The sequence below is a fragment of the Prevotella veroralis DSM 19559 = JCM 6290 genome, assembly GCF_000377625.1.
Classification (GTDB): Bacteria; Bacteroidota; Bacteroidia; order Bacteroidales; family Bacteroidaceae; genus Prevotella; species Prevotella veroralis.
Genome location: NZ_KB898333.1, coordinates 83,642 through 99,312 on the forward strand (window position 1 = coordinate 83,642; position 15,671 = coordinate 99,312).

Here is a 15,671-nt window from a genome sequence, read left to right on the forward strand (position 1 = left end):
GTTCACTTCGCAGATTCATCCAATGGCGGAAGTCCGACCTCTTTCCGCCATTGGTTGACCATCTTCTCATTAAGTAAAGGACATAGTCCATTGCTATTTCTCTGTGTTCCGTATTTCTGAGGATGCCCTTCTCTTACATCAATCCTATCATGTAGAGCAGCAACTAAAGCAGCTTGAATGTTCCCTTCTGTCGCAGCTCTCTCCAACATAGGTAGATATTCTTTCTGTACATCCAAGGGCGCATGCTGAATGATTATCCATGCCGCCTCACAAGCAGAAGTGCCTACTTCTGTCTTTTTAGGGAAGCCGTGTTCTTTCAATATTTGCCTTATCTCGACTTGGTTGATAGAGTCAATACTATCAGCACGAAGCCTTAACGCTATATCACGTTGTGTCTCCCCATGGTGCAACTGTCGGCTCAATATCCATTGTGTCCTATAAGCTTGGTCACGTTCAAGCATCTCTTCTAAATGGTTCTTCAGTGATAAATCATAGTTATAGATATCTGCTCGCTTATCAAACTCATCTTCATAAGAAGGCACAGTGGCAGAGTCTGGCATCTGATAGTAATCCTTTTCCATTCTTATACGGTGCTTATCAAACTTATAAGCAGCCTCATCTTTATCAACCATACGTAATTTATAAGCAACACTTGATAACTTGGAAGGAAAGATGTAACGATCATCTGCGAATGCTTCAGTATATACACGGATGGCATCATCATAACGTCCTTGCTCATAAAGAGAGTCGGCATGGAAGATAAGACGCCAATAATCATCCTGTGAGGAAGGCTTCTTGATATCTGAAGATACCAACTTAGGAGCGTTGCAAGAAAGGTTGAATCGTTTTAGAGTTAAGTCTTTCATACCCTCTAAAATAGAGCCAACTAACTCTAAATGTTCCAATCGGGTGACATCCCAATTATAATGTCCACAAGAGGCATAGGACTTATTCCTACTCTGAAGAACATAAATTATACCTTTCGTTTTATCATCTTTCAACACCCTATCTACACATATTATCCGATGTTTCCTCTTTTTTACGAAGAGGTTACGCCATACTATATTGGACTGCTGCGCCTGCTTCGGTTCATCAAAGAATGTATGATAAACCCATAAACTGCCCTCATCCCTTATTTCATAATCAGGCTCAACTGTGATGATACCATTGCTGGCAAAACTCCAACAATCATTATTGATGGACTTAAGAGAATCTAATTGAAAGGGGACATCTCTCCTTATTTCATTCTGCATACGTTGCTCTTCTGTAAGTTTAGCAGAGCCACATGCAAATAGTAAAGATGACAGGGCGATTGTTAGGATAACTTTGTTCATAAAAGAGTGTATTAGTCTTTGCAAATATATCAATTAATTCTATCTCATGCAAGTAAGCTAGTATAAAACCAAAAGAAAAACTTGCAAAAGTCATAAATCATGCTTAAATTTGCGAACAAATGACTACGAGGATGAAACATACAGACGTATTTAGCTCTATTCGCAACGTTGCAATGAAGTTAAAACCAGAGAATGGAAAGATAATACTCTTCGGTTCTCAGGCACGTGGTGATGCTCATGAGGATTCCGATTGGGATATTCTTATCCTATTGGACAAGGATAAAATAGAGGTAACAGACCATGATCAATTCACTTATCCATTCTGGGAACTTGGCTGGAAAATCAATGCAATGATTCATCCTATTGTATATACTTTAAAAGAATGGAGCACTCGCTCTCACACTCCTTTCCGCGATAATGTAGAATTAGATGGGATTGCTTTATGCTAAAAAACGGTGAGAGAAGAGTACTCGTAACCTATAGAATACAGAAGGCGAAGTCGGTTCTAAAGGAAGCTTATGATAATGCCCAACTAGGACATTGGACGCTTGTTGGTAATCGTTTATATTACACGGTTTACCACATGGCACAAGCTTTATTGTTAGATAAAGGTCTATCAGCCAAAACACATGCAGGGACTATTCATATTATTGGGCAGCAGTTTGTATCAACAGGGATGATAGATAAAAAATATGGAAGGTTGTTCTCACGTTTGTAAGAACTGCGTCAATCGGGGGATTATGATGATATGTATAATGCAACAGAAGATGAAGTGAAACCTTACTTTCCATTAGTTGAATCATTCATCAACGTAATGGAGGAATTAATTACATTCAAATAAGAAGAGATATAACACCATAAAATATCAATGACTATGATTAAGAAATATGTAGAAGAGAACAAAGACAGAATGCTCGAGGAGTTGTTCAGTCTGATACGCATACCGAGCGTGAGTGCACAAACAGCTCATAAAGAAGACATGGTGCGCTGTGCAGAACGTTGGAAAGAACTTTTGTTACAAGCAGGAGTTGACAAGGCAGAGGTAATGCCATCGAAAGGCAATCCTATGGTATATGCAGAGAGAATGGTTGACCCAAAGGCTAAGACTGTATTAGTTTATGGACATTATGATGTAATGCCTGCCGAACCTTTCGAGCTTTGGAAGACGGAGCCTTTCGAGCCAGTAATCAAAGATGGACACATTTGGGCACGTGGCGCTGATGATGATAAAGGGCAATCGTTCATGCAAGCAAAGGCTTTTGAGTATCTGAACAAGCATGACTTACTGAAGCATAATATGAAGTTTATCTTCGAAGGTGAGGAGGAAATCGGCTCAGGAAGTCTTACTCCTTTCATCGAAGAACATAAGGATTTGCTGGCTTGTGACGTAATTCTTGTTTCTGATACAGGTATTATCAGCCCTGATGTACCATCTATCACAACTGGTTTGCGTGGCTTGTCCTATTGGCAGATAGAGGTTACTGGTCCTGATCACGATTTACATTCTGGCACTTTCGGAGGTGCTGTGGCTAATCCAATCAATGTATTATGTAAGTTGATAGCTGACGTTACCGGTCCTGATGGTAAGATACGTATTCCAGGCTTCTATGATGATGTTGAGGAAGCTTCGGATGAGGAGCGTAAACTCGTTGCATCCATTCCTTTCAACGAAGAAGAGTATAAGAAATCTATCGGAGTAAAGGCTCTATTCGGTGAAGAAGGATATAGTACGATTGAGCGCACAGGCTATCGTCCATCGTTCGATGTATGTGGAATCTGGGGTGGATATACTGGCGATGGTGCCAAGACGGTTATTCCTTCAAAGGCATACGCAAAGATTTCTTCACGTTTAGTACCTCATCAAGATCATAATAAGATTAGCCAATTAGTGGTAGACTACTTCAATCGCGTCGCTCCTGATGCCGTTACGGTGAAGGTTGAGAAGCATCATGGTGGCTATGGGTACGTTTGTCCTATCGATTTCCCAGCTTATAAGGCAGCAGAACGTGGCTTTGAAGCTGTATTCAGAAAGCGTCCATTGCCGGTTCGTATTGGTGGTTCTATTCCTATTATCTCAACATTCGAGAAGTTACTCGGGGCTAAGAGCGTCCTTATGGGCTTTGGTTTGGAGTCAAATGCCATCCACTCTCCAAACGAGAATATGCCTGTCGACCTCTGGTTGAAGGGTATTGAGACCATTATCAACTTCCATATTGAGTACGATAAGGAGGCATAAGCAAGCAACATAAAGAATACATCCAAAGAAGGGATATATGGTTCGTACCATTAATGCGACAGCTATTGTCGACTAACGAATCATATATCCCTACTTGTTAAGCAGTAATGATAAAAGAAGAACAAAAGTTTGGTACTATCATAAACTATCATTACCTTTGCACGACTATCACATGGGCTTGTTTGGATTTGACGGCAAGACGGAATGGTACGTAAGCACGCGGAGCGTCGTTAGTTTGCTCCTTAATATCAGCTATCAAACAATTAATTGGCGAAAACAATTACGCTCTCGCTGCCTAACCGAAGTACAGTAGGTTACTGGCTTTATCCGACTATTAGATAGTTGGACGAGACATCGCTCCGAGGATGTTGTTCCGAATCCAGAGATCAAGCGATGCAGGTTCAATCGGAAATAGTCAGTGTATGCCTCGATGCACTGATGAAGATTTAGAGGATAAGATGTCGGTTGGTGGTCCAGGTCTTGCCAACATACGAAAATCGAAGGCTGGAATAAACGTGTAGAAAGCGTATGGTTTCCTTGTGCGGACGTGGGTTCGACTCCCACCAGCTCCACTTTACGTACTCTGAACAAGAGAAAAACAAAAAATGATTAAATCAGATAATCGCCGTAACTTCAACGAGTTACGGCGATTATTCGTTTATATACTTCCCTGCTTGGGAGTACATACAGATACCGCCGAAACGCTCAAAATACTCCCAACTGGCTACAATATGGCTACAGAAAAAATCGACTTTGTAAAATTGTAGCCACTGATACCGTACAGAGTACACACAGATACCGCATACTTCATTGTTATTCAAAGAATTATGTCGAACTTTGCAGCTGTAAAAATAACGCGTAACTCACCCTTAAACGGGTCGAAAGCACGATTTACTTCTGCACTAAAAACTTGTAAGTATGAAGAGTATTTTCAGAACAAGCTTCTATCTGCGAAGCAATTATTTGAACAAAGAAGGAAAAGCATCGGTTATGATGCGTATCCATCTTAATGGAGAAAGAATGGCACTCGGCACAACAGGCGTTAGTGTTGATCCCGAAATGTGGGATAGCACACTGGGTAAAGTACGGGGACGAACCAAGGAGGCTTTGGCTACCAACGCACAACTGACGAGCATCAGCACAGACCTTCAGATGATATTCCAACGATTGGAGTTCTCAGAAGAACTCAGCCTTGAACGCATCAAATCGGAATATCTTGGTAAACGTGAGGATATGGAGACCGTTCTTTCATTGTTTACCAAATATAATAATGATATGTATGCACAGATTGGCTGTGGAGTTACCAAAGCCAATTATCGCAAGTTTGACATCTGCAAGCGTCACTTCGCCAAGTTCATTCAAGAAAAGTATGCACGCACAGACCTCAATATTATTGAACTAACCCCGATTGTCATTCACGATTTCGATGTCTATCTCAAGACGGTGGTTGGACAGAGCTTTAACACGGCCATCAAGACCTTAAAGACTTTCAAGACGGTTATCATATTTGGTCGAAAGGCTGGAGTGTTTAATCACGACCCATTCCTCAATATCCACTTCAAGACCAAAAGAGTTGATCGTGGCTTTTTGACAGACGAAGAAGTGGATACCATCATGCACAAGGAATTTGCAACGCAGCGATTGGTAAATGTTCGCGACATCTTCTTGTTCTCTTGCTTTACAGGACTTGCTTACGTTGATGTAGCCAACCTTACTCCTGACAATATCATAACGATGGACGGCAAGCAGTGGATCGTAACGGCACGTCAGAAAACTGATACGTTAAGCCATATCCTTCTTCTCGATATTCCTAAGATGATTATCAAGAAGTATGAGGGCAAAGCAAAGAATGGTAGATTGATACCCATTCTCAGCAACCAGCGTATGAACTCTTATTTGAAAGAGATAGCCGATGTTTGCGGTATCAACAAGAACCTGACCTTTCACATGGCCCGGCACACCTTTGCCACGATGATGCTCACCAAGGGTGTTCCAGTAGAATCAGTGTCCAAGATGTTAGGACACACAAGCATAACTACAACTCAGCTTTATGCCCGCATAACGAACAAGAAGATTGAGAATGATATGCTTGCCGTATCCAAGAAATTGGATAAGTTCGACTTCGCAAGTGCTCCGCCTGCAAAGGCGACCAAGCGACGTTATACCAAAAAGAGTGATACACCTATTATAATAACAAATCATTAAGACTTATGGCAACAACAAAGAAAGAGCTTTCTTACTTCCGTCTGAAGCTGGAGGCGTATCTCGGAGAGCATTTTCCAGAGAGAGTGAATGACAATGCGTTTGTAACTGCTCGCGCAGACGAGGCATTGACGGCTTACTGCGATGCCGTGGCGCAAGGTTTCTCCTACCCCGAAGCAGAGGTGATGGCAAGCGAAGTGCTGTACCACGACTTGCACTTCTCAAAGTATGACACCCTTGTCTCCGTGCTGGAGCAGGAGTATGAAAAGGAGCTGCCAAGCCCGCTTCCCGAAAGGTTAGCACTAATTTTGCTGAACAACAAGGCTATTCAAGCGGTATTTACCAAGTACGAACTCACGGACGACTTTGCGGCAGGTACAGAATACGACAAACTGTACACCGAACTGACCGGTACCATCGTGCTGCTCATCGAGGTCAATGGTCTGCCAACGATAGGCGGTGAGAACATGACTTGACACATCACCATCGGGGACTTTTGTAGTGTCAAGAGCCAAGATAAACGCTCCACTCCACACGTCAAGAGTTTTGCAAACACTTGTCTTTGGGTCGTTAGAGCATCTTGTTATCGCTCTTGAACTATTAAAAGCCCCGATTATGAATACAATCATCATGAATCAAGACGTTCTTAAAAGCTCGATTTCTCGCCGAGACAAAAGAAGCGAGCTTCCTTTGTCCTCACGGCTTGACGAAATCGTTCACACACCTGCCTTCATCAAGGCAGACGCATCGAACAAAACCGATAAGAACAGGCAGCTGCCGACTTCTCCCAAGCAAGTCCGCCGCTTCGGTTGGACACGCTTCATCGAACTCGTCGTTCTGCTTTCCATCGTTATCGGTGCAGTTTACCTCATCTCGAAGATAGTTACGCCGCAAGTCGTAACCGCCGTTTCGGTTATTCTCGGTTTCCTGATACTACGCTTCATTGTCAGAGTGATACTGCAAGTAACCTTTACAATCCTGCGTTGGCTGTTCTGGCTTGCCGTCATCGTGGCAATCCTGCTCTGTGTGCTCTGAGCGCACAAGGAAAGATATTCTTCGATTCATTCTTCTTTATGGGTGGTTATCTCGATTTGAGGTAGCCACCATTTTTCGTTTTCCATACAAGGCGTTGCACTTTCGCTTCTCACGTCCATCTATTCCACTTTGATGTGCCATAAGTCGGTGCTGATTTCTTCTTATTCGCAAAGGTAGTAAGGGGCTACGGCTTGCACAAGGTCAGTGCCTTTGGTTTGCACGGAAAATCTCCACACCTACATTTCATTTCGGGTAGTATTTTCCTGCAAAACCTTGTGCCGGCTGCGCCCCCTACCTTCTTATTGCTACAAAAAGGAATCAGCATACTCCGATCTTTGGACGCATAAAAAAAATGTCATTATGGAACAGCAGAAAGTAAATATCACATCTTCGATGAAGAAAAAAGGATATAGCTCCTCCTCTCATTACCGCATAAGTTCGGTGGTTGATGAAAGTGAGCGTTTGGTGGCGACTAAGTTTGTGCAGTGGGACGTTGAGACATTGGACAAATTGAGTGGCAGTAAGGTGTATCTTCTCCGTTTGAAACTCAATCGTGGGGAGCGAATGAGCCGTGAAGAAAAGAATTGGCTTGCCGAAGCGGTGAACACCAACACCCACTTCCGTACAGCCGTTCCCCTAATGGGTTATCGGTTTGACTTTATGGACGTATTGAAGAAGTATTTGGTCAATCAATACGGACATTGGTCAGAGTATTATGCACCCGACCGCACCAGCCTAAAAAGTTTCCTTTGCGGACAGATAAACCAAATAGTAGAAATTCCCAAACATTAAACGACTATGAAAGGAACAGAACATTTTACGAGAGCAATAGCCGAGTATCTCAATCAGCGTGCAGCGACAGACCCTTTGTTTGCTCCCAACTTGATGAAGCCTAACAAGAGCATCGAGGAGTGTGTAACTTACATCTTGAACCAAGTACAGGCGAGTGGGTGCAATGGCTTTGAGGACGATGAAATCTATTCAATGGCAGTCCACTACTATGACGAGGACGAAATCGAAGTGGGGAAAGCAACCACGTGCAGAGTGGCAGTAAATCATCTTGTAGAACTCACAGAGGAGGAGAAAGCCGAAGCAAGGCAAGAAGCCATCAAGCAGTACCAACGTGAGGAACTCGCCAAGATACAGAGCCGTAACGCAAGACCACAAAAGAAAGAAACGGCAGAGGTTGCACAACCTTCATTGTTTGACTTCTAAAAAACAAAGACTATGGAACGATACGATTTAAGCGAAGCACGCATCTATGTAGGCACATATGCCAAGTATAACGAAGGCTCACTAAGAGGTAAGTGGATAGACCTTTCTGATTGTTACGACCAAGACGAGTTTATGGAAGTATGCCACGAACTCCACCAAGACGAGGAAGAACCCGAATTGATGTTCCAAGATTGGGAGAACATTCCCGAAGCATTTATTGACGAGGGGCATTTGGATAGCAACTTCTTTGAACTGAGGGACGAGTTGGAGAATTTGGACGGTATGAATGTGAGTGCCTTTTGGATATGGGTAGAGAATACCGGCAAGGATTTAACCGAATCCCTCTATTACCTAATGAGGCAATTCAATTCCGCTTTTGTAGGCAGATATGTGAGCAAAGAGGAGTTTGCAAGAGAAATGGTAAGTATGGAGCACGAACTATCCGAATTTGCAGAGCGATACTTTGATTATGACAAGTATGCGGACGAACTCTTTGACGAGGGGTATTGGTTTGAGAGTGGATATGTATTCCGTGACGAGTAAAGGGTAAGCCAAATGTACTCACACTAACGATAGGAGAAAAAAAGATGAAACCAAGAAATAAATTTCAGAAGCAAGTGGCGGAGTTGGCAACCCAACTCCCCACCATTACCGATAAGCAAGAGCAATGGGCATACACGCATCTTTTTGAGCATATTGCCAAGCGCAACACGAAAGGCGAACACACTTGTTTGGAGTGTGGACACCAATGGACGGACACACGGCATAAAGGCAAGACCACCATTTGCCCCCATTGCGGAACGAAACTCACCATACATACAGAACGGCAGAGGGTATTTAAGGATATTGCATACTATTGCGTACTCACCACCTTCAAAGGCTACCAAGTGATACGTTACTTCTATATGGAGGTGTACCGCAAGCAAGGACAACCGATAAGACGATTTTGTTCGGAGGTGGTTGAGCGTTGGATTGCTCCCGACGGCAAAAGCGCAGTGTTGGCACGACTTCGCCCGATGAGTTGTTGGTATGATACGTGGCAGTTTGGCAGTGATTTGGAAATCCGCCCCGACAAGCCTTTGTACGACATACTTCCACACGGCATTTACCCACGTTATGGAGTGATGAAGGACATCAAGCGCAACGGATTTAAGGGAGCGTTCCACGACCTTACCCCCTTTGAGTTGTTCCATTCCATTCTTACGGATAACAAGGCGGAAACCTTATTGAAGTCTGGACAATTCTCCCTACTTCGCCACTTTATTAGGGACAGATATGCCAAGATTGACAAGTATTGGGCATCTATCCGCATTTGTTTGCGCAACGGCTACCAAGTAGAGGACGGCAATTTGTGGTGTGATATGATTGATACACTTGCGACACTCGACAAGGACACACGTAGTCCAAAGTATGTTTGCCCCAACGACCTAAGAGCAGCGCACGACCATTACCAAGCCAAGCGCAGAGCAATGAAAGAACGTGAGAATATTATCAAGAAGCGCAAGGAAGCGATGGAAGCCGAACAAGCATACAAGCAACTCAAAGCAAAATTCTTTGGCATAGAGTTTACTGACGGCATTATCCGCATCCACGTTTTGGAGAGTGTGCAGGAGCATTTAGAGGAAGGCACGGCAATGCACCATTGCGTATATGACGCACACTATTACAGCAAACCGCAGTCGCTTATCTTCTCTGCCACAAAGGACGGAGAGCGCATCGAGACCATCGAGGTATCATTGGAAACGATGAAAGTGGTGCAAAGTCGTGGCGTGTGCAACAAGAACACCGAGTACCACGAGCAGATACTCGCCTTGATGCAGAAGAATATGAGAATGATAGCGCAGAGAGCAACCGCATAACACAATCCATAAAACAAAGCAATATGAAAGTACAGATAGAAGGCATTATTCGCAGTTGGGCAGACGAAATTCCCAACATCATCGTGAGAGTTATCAATGGCATAAGCATAGCCGAGAACAAGGAGGAGTTGCAGACCGCACTCCTCCAAATCTCCCAAGAAACGGAACTTGACAAGTTTTTTGTCTATGGTTACGGAGCGCACCATTTTGGGCTCACTCACCGCAGGTTATCGAATGGCGAGCCGATGGAACACAGATTACTCATTGCTGAATTTTGAAGATATGGAAAGGAAAGTTTACAGAGTACGCACCCAATACGTTTTTGAAGGAGTGTTTGAGGTTGCAGCCACAGACCGAGAGGAAGCCGAGCGCAAAATCCTTGAAGATTGTGGAATGGTGATGGGCAGAGGAGTACACAGCACCCTGCCCGATGAACAAATCAATTGGGCTTTTGATACCCACCCCGAAGAACGGATAATTGAAACAACCGAAAAGCCCTAACACAATGAGCCACGCAACCTCAAAATTGCGTGGCTTCTTTTCTTTTTCTTTGAACGAGCAGGCGACCAAAGAAAAGAAGCAAAAGAAAGTCGCGATGCATAATACTCTCTGCAACTCAACTCTTGCTTGAAATTCAATTGGTCAGGACTCAATGGCTTGCCTTAACCATTATGAAAAATCTTTTTCATAATACTTCAAAATCACCGCTCTGCAACGACTGAAAAAAGTATAGGTATCATTCCTTTTCTGTCTTTCAGATAATACATCCCCCTATCTTCCTCCATATTTCCAAACAAGTTAAAGGGCGAGTAATCGTACTCTTGAAAATCAACTATTCGCAGATTAGCATGCAATAATCCTTGAAGTACCTTAGACAACCCATGATTCCAAGTTACCTCCACATATTCCTTACCAGCCTCTGAAGCGTTTGTATATGTTTGCGACGTACTTATATAAGGCTCTTCCCTTGAATAAGCAGATTCTACTCTCTCAAACTTTGTATCAAACATCCACAAGACAGGATGAAATTCCACCATTACAAATTTCCCGTCAGGCTTGAGATAACGACTTACGATTCTTCCCCATTCATCAAGATTGGGAAACCAATTGATAACGCCATAACTTGTGAAAACAATATCAAAAGTTTCGTCTAAATAGTCCGGTAAATCAAAGATATTGCAACAGACAAACCTTGTGTCTGTCCCGGAGTCTTTGGCAAGTTGGCGTGCCTTTCTTATCGCTTCATCAGATAAATCAATACCCGTCACTTCACCACCCATGCGCGACAGAGAAATCGAATTCAATCCGAAGTGGCATTGCAAGTGCAAAATCTTCTTCCCCCTGATATTACCAAGCAGCCCCAACTCGATAGGATTTAGTGACGACTTTCCCTCCACAAAGCCCTTGACATCATAAAAATCGGAATCATAGTGTTCTTGGGTCCTTTGATTCCAACTACTTTTATTGCTTTCTATGAAATTATAGTCCGCTTTCATTATGTTTTCTTTTTCTAATGGAGCAACCGCACGCCCTGCGATTGCTCCGCTTTGTCTCAATTTGCTTACACCTAACTTCCTGTACTCAATTACTTCAGCTTCTCGATAGGCAGCCCACCCGGCTCTCCGGGCTGAATCTTAAACTCCACGTCCACGAGTTTGCCGTCCACGATGCACACCCAGAAGGGATTGTCCACGTCGTCGGTCACCATCTTATAGGCGCGTTCCGAGCCGGTGCCCGCAGCAAGGCCTGTGAACTTCATCACGCCCGGCGTGAAGTGGGCATCCTGCTCATAGGCGGCGATAAGCGACTCCACGCGCTTCACCTCCTCGGGCTTCTTTCCGCCCGATGCCGTACCCTTAGAGGTCTGCATCTGCGCACGGCTCTGATTGTAGGCGGTGTTGGTGTCGTCGATGAGCTTGTTGAGCTTCGTGATAAACGTGGCGAGTTCGGCTGCCGGTGCGGCGATGCTGAAAGCAAAGGCCACGGTGGTCATCTCGTCGTACTCGGCGTTCATTTTTTCACGTACAGGCTTGGCGGCACCAAGGTTGGCAGCAAGCTGCGATACGGCGCGGCTTTCTAGCAGCGAGGCGTAGCGGTGATGGTGGCGGAGAGCTGGTCAACTGCGGGCTGGAGGGCAAGCGTCTGAACGTGCGCCTTGAGGTCGGGCTTGGCAAGGTCGGTGAGCAGACCGCGTGCCTGTTGCACCTCCTGCCGCTGCGCCATTCGCTGGATGCCGGCGTATGTCTTAGTGGCATTATAGAGCGTGGTGGCAGCAGCCTTCTGCGCGGCAACGGGGCTCTGCCTCGCGCTGCGGATGGCCGAGAAGATGTAGGTTATCAGGTCGTCGGTCTGCTTGTCTATCACCGCAATCTCGGCTGTCTCGTCCGAAATGCGGCTCTGCGCCACGATGTCGGTCAGCAATTTCAGATCGGCATCGAAAGCAGTAAGTGTGGCGGCACCCACGTGCAGTTTCTCGACAGTGCCCTCGTGAATGAGGTTACTCACTTGCTGAGCGAAATAGGCATATTCAGCGTTATTCAACTTCTGTAGATTGATAATGCGAACCTTCTCCATCTTGATCTTGGTTTAGGGGTTGATAAAAATTGTTGCTCAAATTTTAGTAAAAGATTGCAAGAATCCAAGCGTTTTCGCTTCATTTTTACTCGCAAAATGGATTTTTGAGGTCGAAATCCCATTCCGCACCACCTGCAAAATGGAATAATGAGGTCGAAATCCCATTCCGCACTACTTGCGAAATACAATATTGAGGTCGAAATCCCACTCCGCACCACCTGCTAAATGCAATATTGAGGTCAAAATCCCACTCCGCACCACTTGCTAAATGGAATTCAGGGAGGCAAAGTCCCACTCCGCAAAAACAATAGAATACCTATAAATAAGTATTGTATTGGCTTTATGATCTTTATATCTTTGTAGCATAATTGGACGAATAAATTGTCATTTGAAAATAAAGATAAAATGGAAACAAAGCAACTTACAAGTATTCCCGAAACGATGCTGATACCTTTATGGGCTAAAGCAACGGAGTATAACCATCCGAGACCAATCCTATCCGACCCCTTTGCTGCCGAGATGATAGGGCAAGTGGACTATGATTTTACCAAATTTAAGGGTGCAAAGATGTCTCAGGTGGGCGTGTGTGTACGTGCGAAGCTGATAGATGACGAGACAAAAGAATTCTTGGCCCAGCACCCGGATGCCGTAGTGATACAGTTGGGGGCTGGTATTGATGCCCGTTATCAGCGCTTAGGCAAGCCGAATGTCGGTCATTGGTACGATCTTGACCTGCCCGAAGTCATTGCCATCCGCCGTCAACTCCTGCCCGAAACCGAAAAGAACACCTACCTGTCCCTATCGCTTTTTGATGAAGAATGGATTAAAACGGTAAAGAAGCACAATGCTCCTGTGCTCATCATACTTGAAGGTGTGCTGATGTATTTCGATGAAGAGCAGGTAAAAACTTTCTTTAATATGGTGTGTTCTCAACTCAATAACACTACCATCCTTTTGGAAATTCTGGCGTATATGCTCGTAAAACACGCGAAACAACACGATGCCGTAAGTAAGACCGAGCATAAAGCAGAGTTCAGATGGTCGATATTGAATACTGCGGATATGGAACAATGGCACCCGCATTTGCATCTATTAAAGGAGTATTATATGAGCGATTATGATCAAGGACGTTACCCCTTCCTCTTCCGGATGCTCTATAAGGTACCTTCCTTTTACCGTCGCGGTAACCAGCGTGTAGCAAAGTTCTGTATTTAGACAGGAGCAGAGGTCATTTCTCATCTAATAAGTTGGTAGGGAATAAGAAAACTATCGTTTCTTTATATTGAGCACAGGAAAAATCTAAGGCTATACTTGGAATAACTGAAAAGTCATAACACAAAGAGCCACGCAACCTCAAAAATTGCGTGGCTTCTTTTCTTTTTCTTTGAACAAGCAGGCGACCAAAGAAAAGAAGCAAAAGAAAGTCGCAGGAAATATCTTTTAAAGTCCTTTAATTTTGATAGTCGGCATTATCTATTATTTCAATATCATCTGACAACACTTTTGTAAATGAATTATCTACAATTAAGAAAATTTTCAGATTTATTGTAGCTGTGTCAGATGCCGCCATATAATGCTTATTCCAATCATTGTCCCAAACCTGAGGTAATTCTTCTTCATCCATGCACATTGCATCTGCCTTAAATAAAAAGACATCAAAAGTACATTCTACATTGACAGTATACTCAATTACAACTTCATTTTCTGATATTTGTCGTACTTCATCTAATTTAATTTCAGGCTTTCCTATTTCTACCACAGAGGGATTTTCAAATTCCTGCCTAAACGGACTATTCTCGTAATCAAATTGTCGATATAATAAAAATTTATCTAAACGCTGTTCAGTTTCATGAATAATATTAATATCTGCATAGCTACCATGGGATTGAAAAGCATCTTTGATTTTTTGAAGGATTTTTTGTTTGGGCTTAGCAAACTTCTTAATGAACACATCAATATCCTCTACAACTTCAACATGATCTTCATTTATATTTAATTTAGACAAATCTTCTCGCAAATCAGGATGTAGATCACCTTCTAAGCAAAAGTCCTTATGATTCTTGTTTATAAACACCACTTGTGGCATATCGAACAGATCATTAGGTTTAGTGCATATTGTAAGGAGACTCTCCCATATAAGAGCATCTCGATACCCTTTCCCACTTTCTTGAAAAGGCCTTTTACGAGCAAGGTCGCGACTTACTAAATCTTTGTGAGAAGTAGAAGGATATGGTATAATATTTATATTTAGACGCCTAATTTGAGCATTAAAAAAAATGGCATATTCTTCTTTTTCTTTTGTGATAACATCAATTGATTTTTGAGACAAATTCACTTTTTTGTCAGTCAATCTTTCAAAGTCGGAAAAAACTTTATCTATTTTCGTTTTACAATCTTGTATTTTTTCGCAATATTTATTTATAGACTCATCTATAACTACTGCAGGAATGTAAATTGTAGCCCCTATAGATTTTGCTGATTCGCATAAATCTTTAATTTTAGCTCCATTTAAATGAAAATCGCTAAAAATAATATTTGTATCTAATACTACTTTCATAAACTATATTTTCTACAAAGTTACTACTTTTAGGGGAACTAATAGCATTTTATGTTTAATTCCTAATTATCTAATATACAAAAGATGAAGTTCAACATATCGTCGCCCTTACCAATTATCGTAACACCTTGCCTTTATATTGACAGAAAAAGATAAATTCACGGTAGAAACTTCTGTTGCCCGAGTCTATTTTCCGTAGCAATCTACTCTTAGGATGTTTGCTATATTCCAGCATCCTGCCCGCTCCAACGTTGTAGGATAAGGCGGCAAGTAATAGGGTATCTTTGTCATATTTTTGAAATACTCAAAGTATTTCAAAAGGTCAGCACGAAGCAGTGAGTCTGCTTGCCGTTCCGACATATTAGGAGAGAAGCATTCACCAGACAAAAGCTGATGACCATACCCGACGTAAGGGTGATCCTTCTTGCCGTGCTTCCCTCAAAATATTTGATGCAGACCACCGCCCGTTCAATTACAAACCGGTGCCCGTGCCGTGCGCGGTTTGTCGGACGTGGACATCGAGTGGGAAGAATGGAAAGGCAAGCTCGATGCAGAAGATTCTGGTACTTCTGGAGGCGGAACTAACCCCAATCCATAACCGAAAGAATTTTATAACTCTCTAATTTTTTAGGAGCCGGTCGCAGTGATGCGGTCGGCTC

The 15,671-nt window shown here is 43.2% G+C and carries 18 protein-coding genes, 1 other RNA gene and 1 pseudogene; 14 read left to right on the plus strand and 6 right to left on the minus strand.

Annotated elements, in window-relative coordinates; genetic code table 11:
* Positions 1–2: 2 nt before the first annotated feature.
* Positions 3–1,334 carry a DUF6624 domain-containing protein gene (locus D464_RS0108935; protein ID WP_018911096.1) on the minus strand — a complete coding sequence of 444 codons (1,332 nt, stop codon included), beginning with the start codon at positions 1,332–1,334 and terminating at the stop codon, positions 3–5.
* A gap of 131 nt (positions 1,335–1,465) precedes the next feature.
* Between D464_RS0108935 and D464_RS0108940 the strand changes: the two genes are divergently transcribed.
* The 13 genes from D464_RS0108940 to D464_RS0109000 all read left to right on the plus strand — a co-directional run bounded on the left by D464_RS0108940 (position 1,466) and on the right by D464_RS0109000 (position 10,382).
* Positions 1,466–1,783, plus strand: coding sequence for a nucleotidyltransferase domain-containing protein (locus tag D464_RS0108940; protein WP_018911097.1), 318 nt, complete (start codon positions 1,466–1,468; stop codon positions 1,781–1,783).
* The gene (locus D464_RS12610; RefSeq protein WP_018911098.1) at positions 1,777–2,052 is read left to right on the plus strand and encodes a HEPN domain-containing protein; all 276 of its coding nucleotides are present in this window, start codon (positions 1,777–1,779) and stop codon (positions 2,050–2,052) included. Before D464_RS0108940 ends, D464_RS12610 begins: the two co-directional genes overlap by 7 nt.
* A 156-nt stretch (positions 2,053–2,208) precedes the next feature.
* Positions 2,209–3,570, plus strand: coding sequence for a dipeptidase (locus D464_RS0108950; protein WP_018911099.1), 1,362 nt, complete (start codon positions 2,209–2,211; stop codon positions 3,568–3,570).
* A 174-nt stretch (positions 3,571–3,744) separates the two neighbouring features.
* Positions 3,745–4,145: a transfer-messenger RNA gene (gene ssrA, locus D464_RS13270) on the plus strand.
* 343 nt (positions 4,146–4,488) lie between these two features.
* Positions 4,489–5,775 (plus strand): site-specific integrase, encoded by a 1,287-nt coding sequence (locus D464_RS0108960; RefSeq protein ID WP_018911100.1) that lies wholly within the window; start codon positions 4,489–4,491, stop codon positions 5,773–5,775.
* 5 nt (positions 5,776–5,780) lie between these two features.
* The gene (locus D464_RS0108965; protein WP_018911101.1) at positions 5,781–6,248 is read left to right on the plus strand and encodes a DUF1896 domain-containing protein; all 468 of its coding nucleotides are present in this window, start codon (positions 5,781–5,783) and stop codon (positions 6,246–6,248) included.
* A gap of 139 nt (positions 6,249–6,387) precedes the next feature.
* Positions 6,388–6,807, plus strand: coding sequence for a hypothetical protein (locus tag D464_RS0108970; RefSeq protein WP_234819827.1), 420 nt, complete (start codon positions 6,388–6,390; stop codon positions 6,805–6,807).
* A 360-nt stretch (positions 6,808–7,167) separates the two neighbouring features.
* The gene (locus D464_RS0108975; protein WP_018911104.1) at positions 7,168–7,599 is read left to right on the plus strand and encodes a hypothetical protein; all 432 of its coding nucleotides are present in this window, start codon (positions 7,168–7,170) and stop codon (positions 7,597–7,599) included.
* A gap of 6 nt (positions 7,600–7,605) precedes the next feature.
* The gene (locus D464_RS0108980) at positions 7,606–8,022 is read left to right on the plus strand and encodes a PcfK-like family protein (protein ID WP_018911105.1); all 417 of its coding nucleotides are present in this window, start codon (positions 7,606–7,608) and stop codon (positions 8,020–8,022) included.
* A gap of 12 nt (positions 8,023–8,034) precedes the next feature.
* Positions 8,035–8,565 carry an antirestriction protein ArdA gene (locus D464_RS0108985; protein WP_018911106.1) on the plus strand — a complete coding sequence of 177 codons (531 nt, stop codon included), beginning with the start codon at positions 8,035–8,037 and terminating at the stop codon, positions 8,563–8,565.
* Positions 8,566–8,609: 44 nt separating this feature from the next.
* Positions 8,610–9,881, plus strand: a complete 1,272-nt coding sequence (locus D464_RS0108990; RefSeq protein WP_018911107.1) for a PcfJ domain-containing protein — start codon at positions 8,610–8,612, stop codon at positions 9,879–9,881.
* A gap of 23 nt (positions 9,882–9,904) precedes the next feature.
* Positions 9,905–10,159 carry a hypothetical protein gene (locus D464_RS0108995; RefSeq protein WP_018911108.1) on the plus strand — a complete coding sequence of 85 codons (255 nt, stop codon included), beginning with the start codon at positions 9,905–9,907 and terminating at the stop codon, positions 10,157–10,159.
* Positions 10,160–10,163: 4 nt separating this feature from the next.
* Positions 10,164–10,382, plus strand: coding sequence for a hypothetical protein (locus D464_RS0109000; RefSeq protein WP_018911109.1), 219 nt, complete (start codon positions 10,164–10,166; stop codon positions 10,380–10,382).
* A gap of 200 nt (positions 10,383–10,582) precedes the next feature.
* On the opposite strand, the gene D464_RS0109005 is transcribed toward D464_RS0109000, so the two are convergent.
* Genes D464_RS0109005 through D464_RS14095 form a run of 3 tightly spaced genes read right to left on the minus strand, consistent with a single transcriptional unit; the run spans position 10,583 to position 12,455 of the window.
* Entirely contained in the window at positions 10,583–11,437 is an 855-nt protein-coding gene (locus D464_RS0109005; protein WP_018911110.1) for a class I SAM-dependent methyltransferase, read from the minus strand.
* A gap of 29 nt (positions 11,438–11,466) precedes the next feature.
* Positions 11,467–11,964, minus strand: a complete 498-nt coding sequence (locus D464_RS14090) for a DUF6261 family protein (RefSeq protein WP_279625392.1) — start codon at positions 11,962–11,964, stop codon at positions 11,467–11,469.
* On the minus strand, positions 11,958–12,455 hold the full coding sequence (locus D464_RS14095) for a DUF6261 family protein (protein ID WP_051076968.1): 498 nt from the start codon (positions 12,453–12,455) through the stop codon (positions 11,958–11,960). The genes D464_RS14090 and D464_RS14095 overlap by 7 nt, the downstream gene beginning before the upstream one ends.
* A gap of 405 nt (positions 12,456–12,860) precedes the next feature.
* On the opposite strand from D464_RS14095, the gene D464_RS0109015 reads away from it, so the two are divergent.
* A complete protein-coding gene (locus D464_RS0109015) occupies positions 12,861–13,670 on the plus strand; it encodes a class I SAM-dependent methyltransferase (RefSeq protein ID WP_004352979.1) in 810 nt (269 codons plus the stop codon).
* Between the two features lie 235 nt (positions 13,671–13,905).
* On the opposite strand, the gene D464_RS0109020 is transcribed toward D464_RS0109015, so the two are convergent.
* Together D464_RS0109020 and D464_RS13945 are read right to left on the minus strand one after the other, a co-directional pair.
* Complete coding sequence (locus tag D464_RS0109020) at positions 13,906–15,012, minus strand: PIN domain-containing protein (RefSeq protein WP_018911112.1); 1,107 nt, start codon at positions 15,010–15,012, stop codon at positions 13,906–13,908.
* Positions 15,013–15,127: 115 nt separating this feature from the next.
* Positions 15,128–15,485 (minus strand): annotated as a pseudogene (locus tag D464_RS13945) (glycoside hydrolase family protein).
* Positions 15,486–15,671 lie beyond the last annotated feature (186 nt).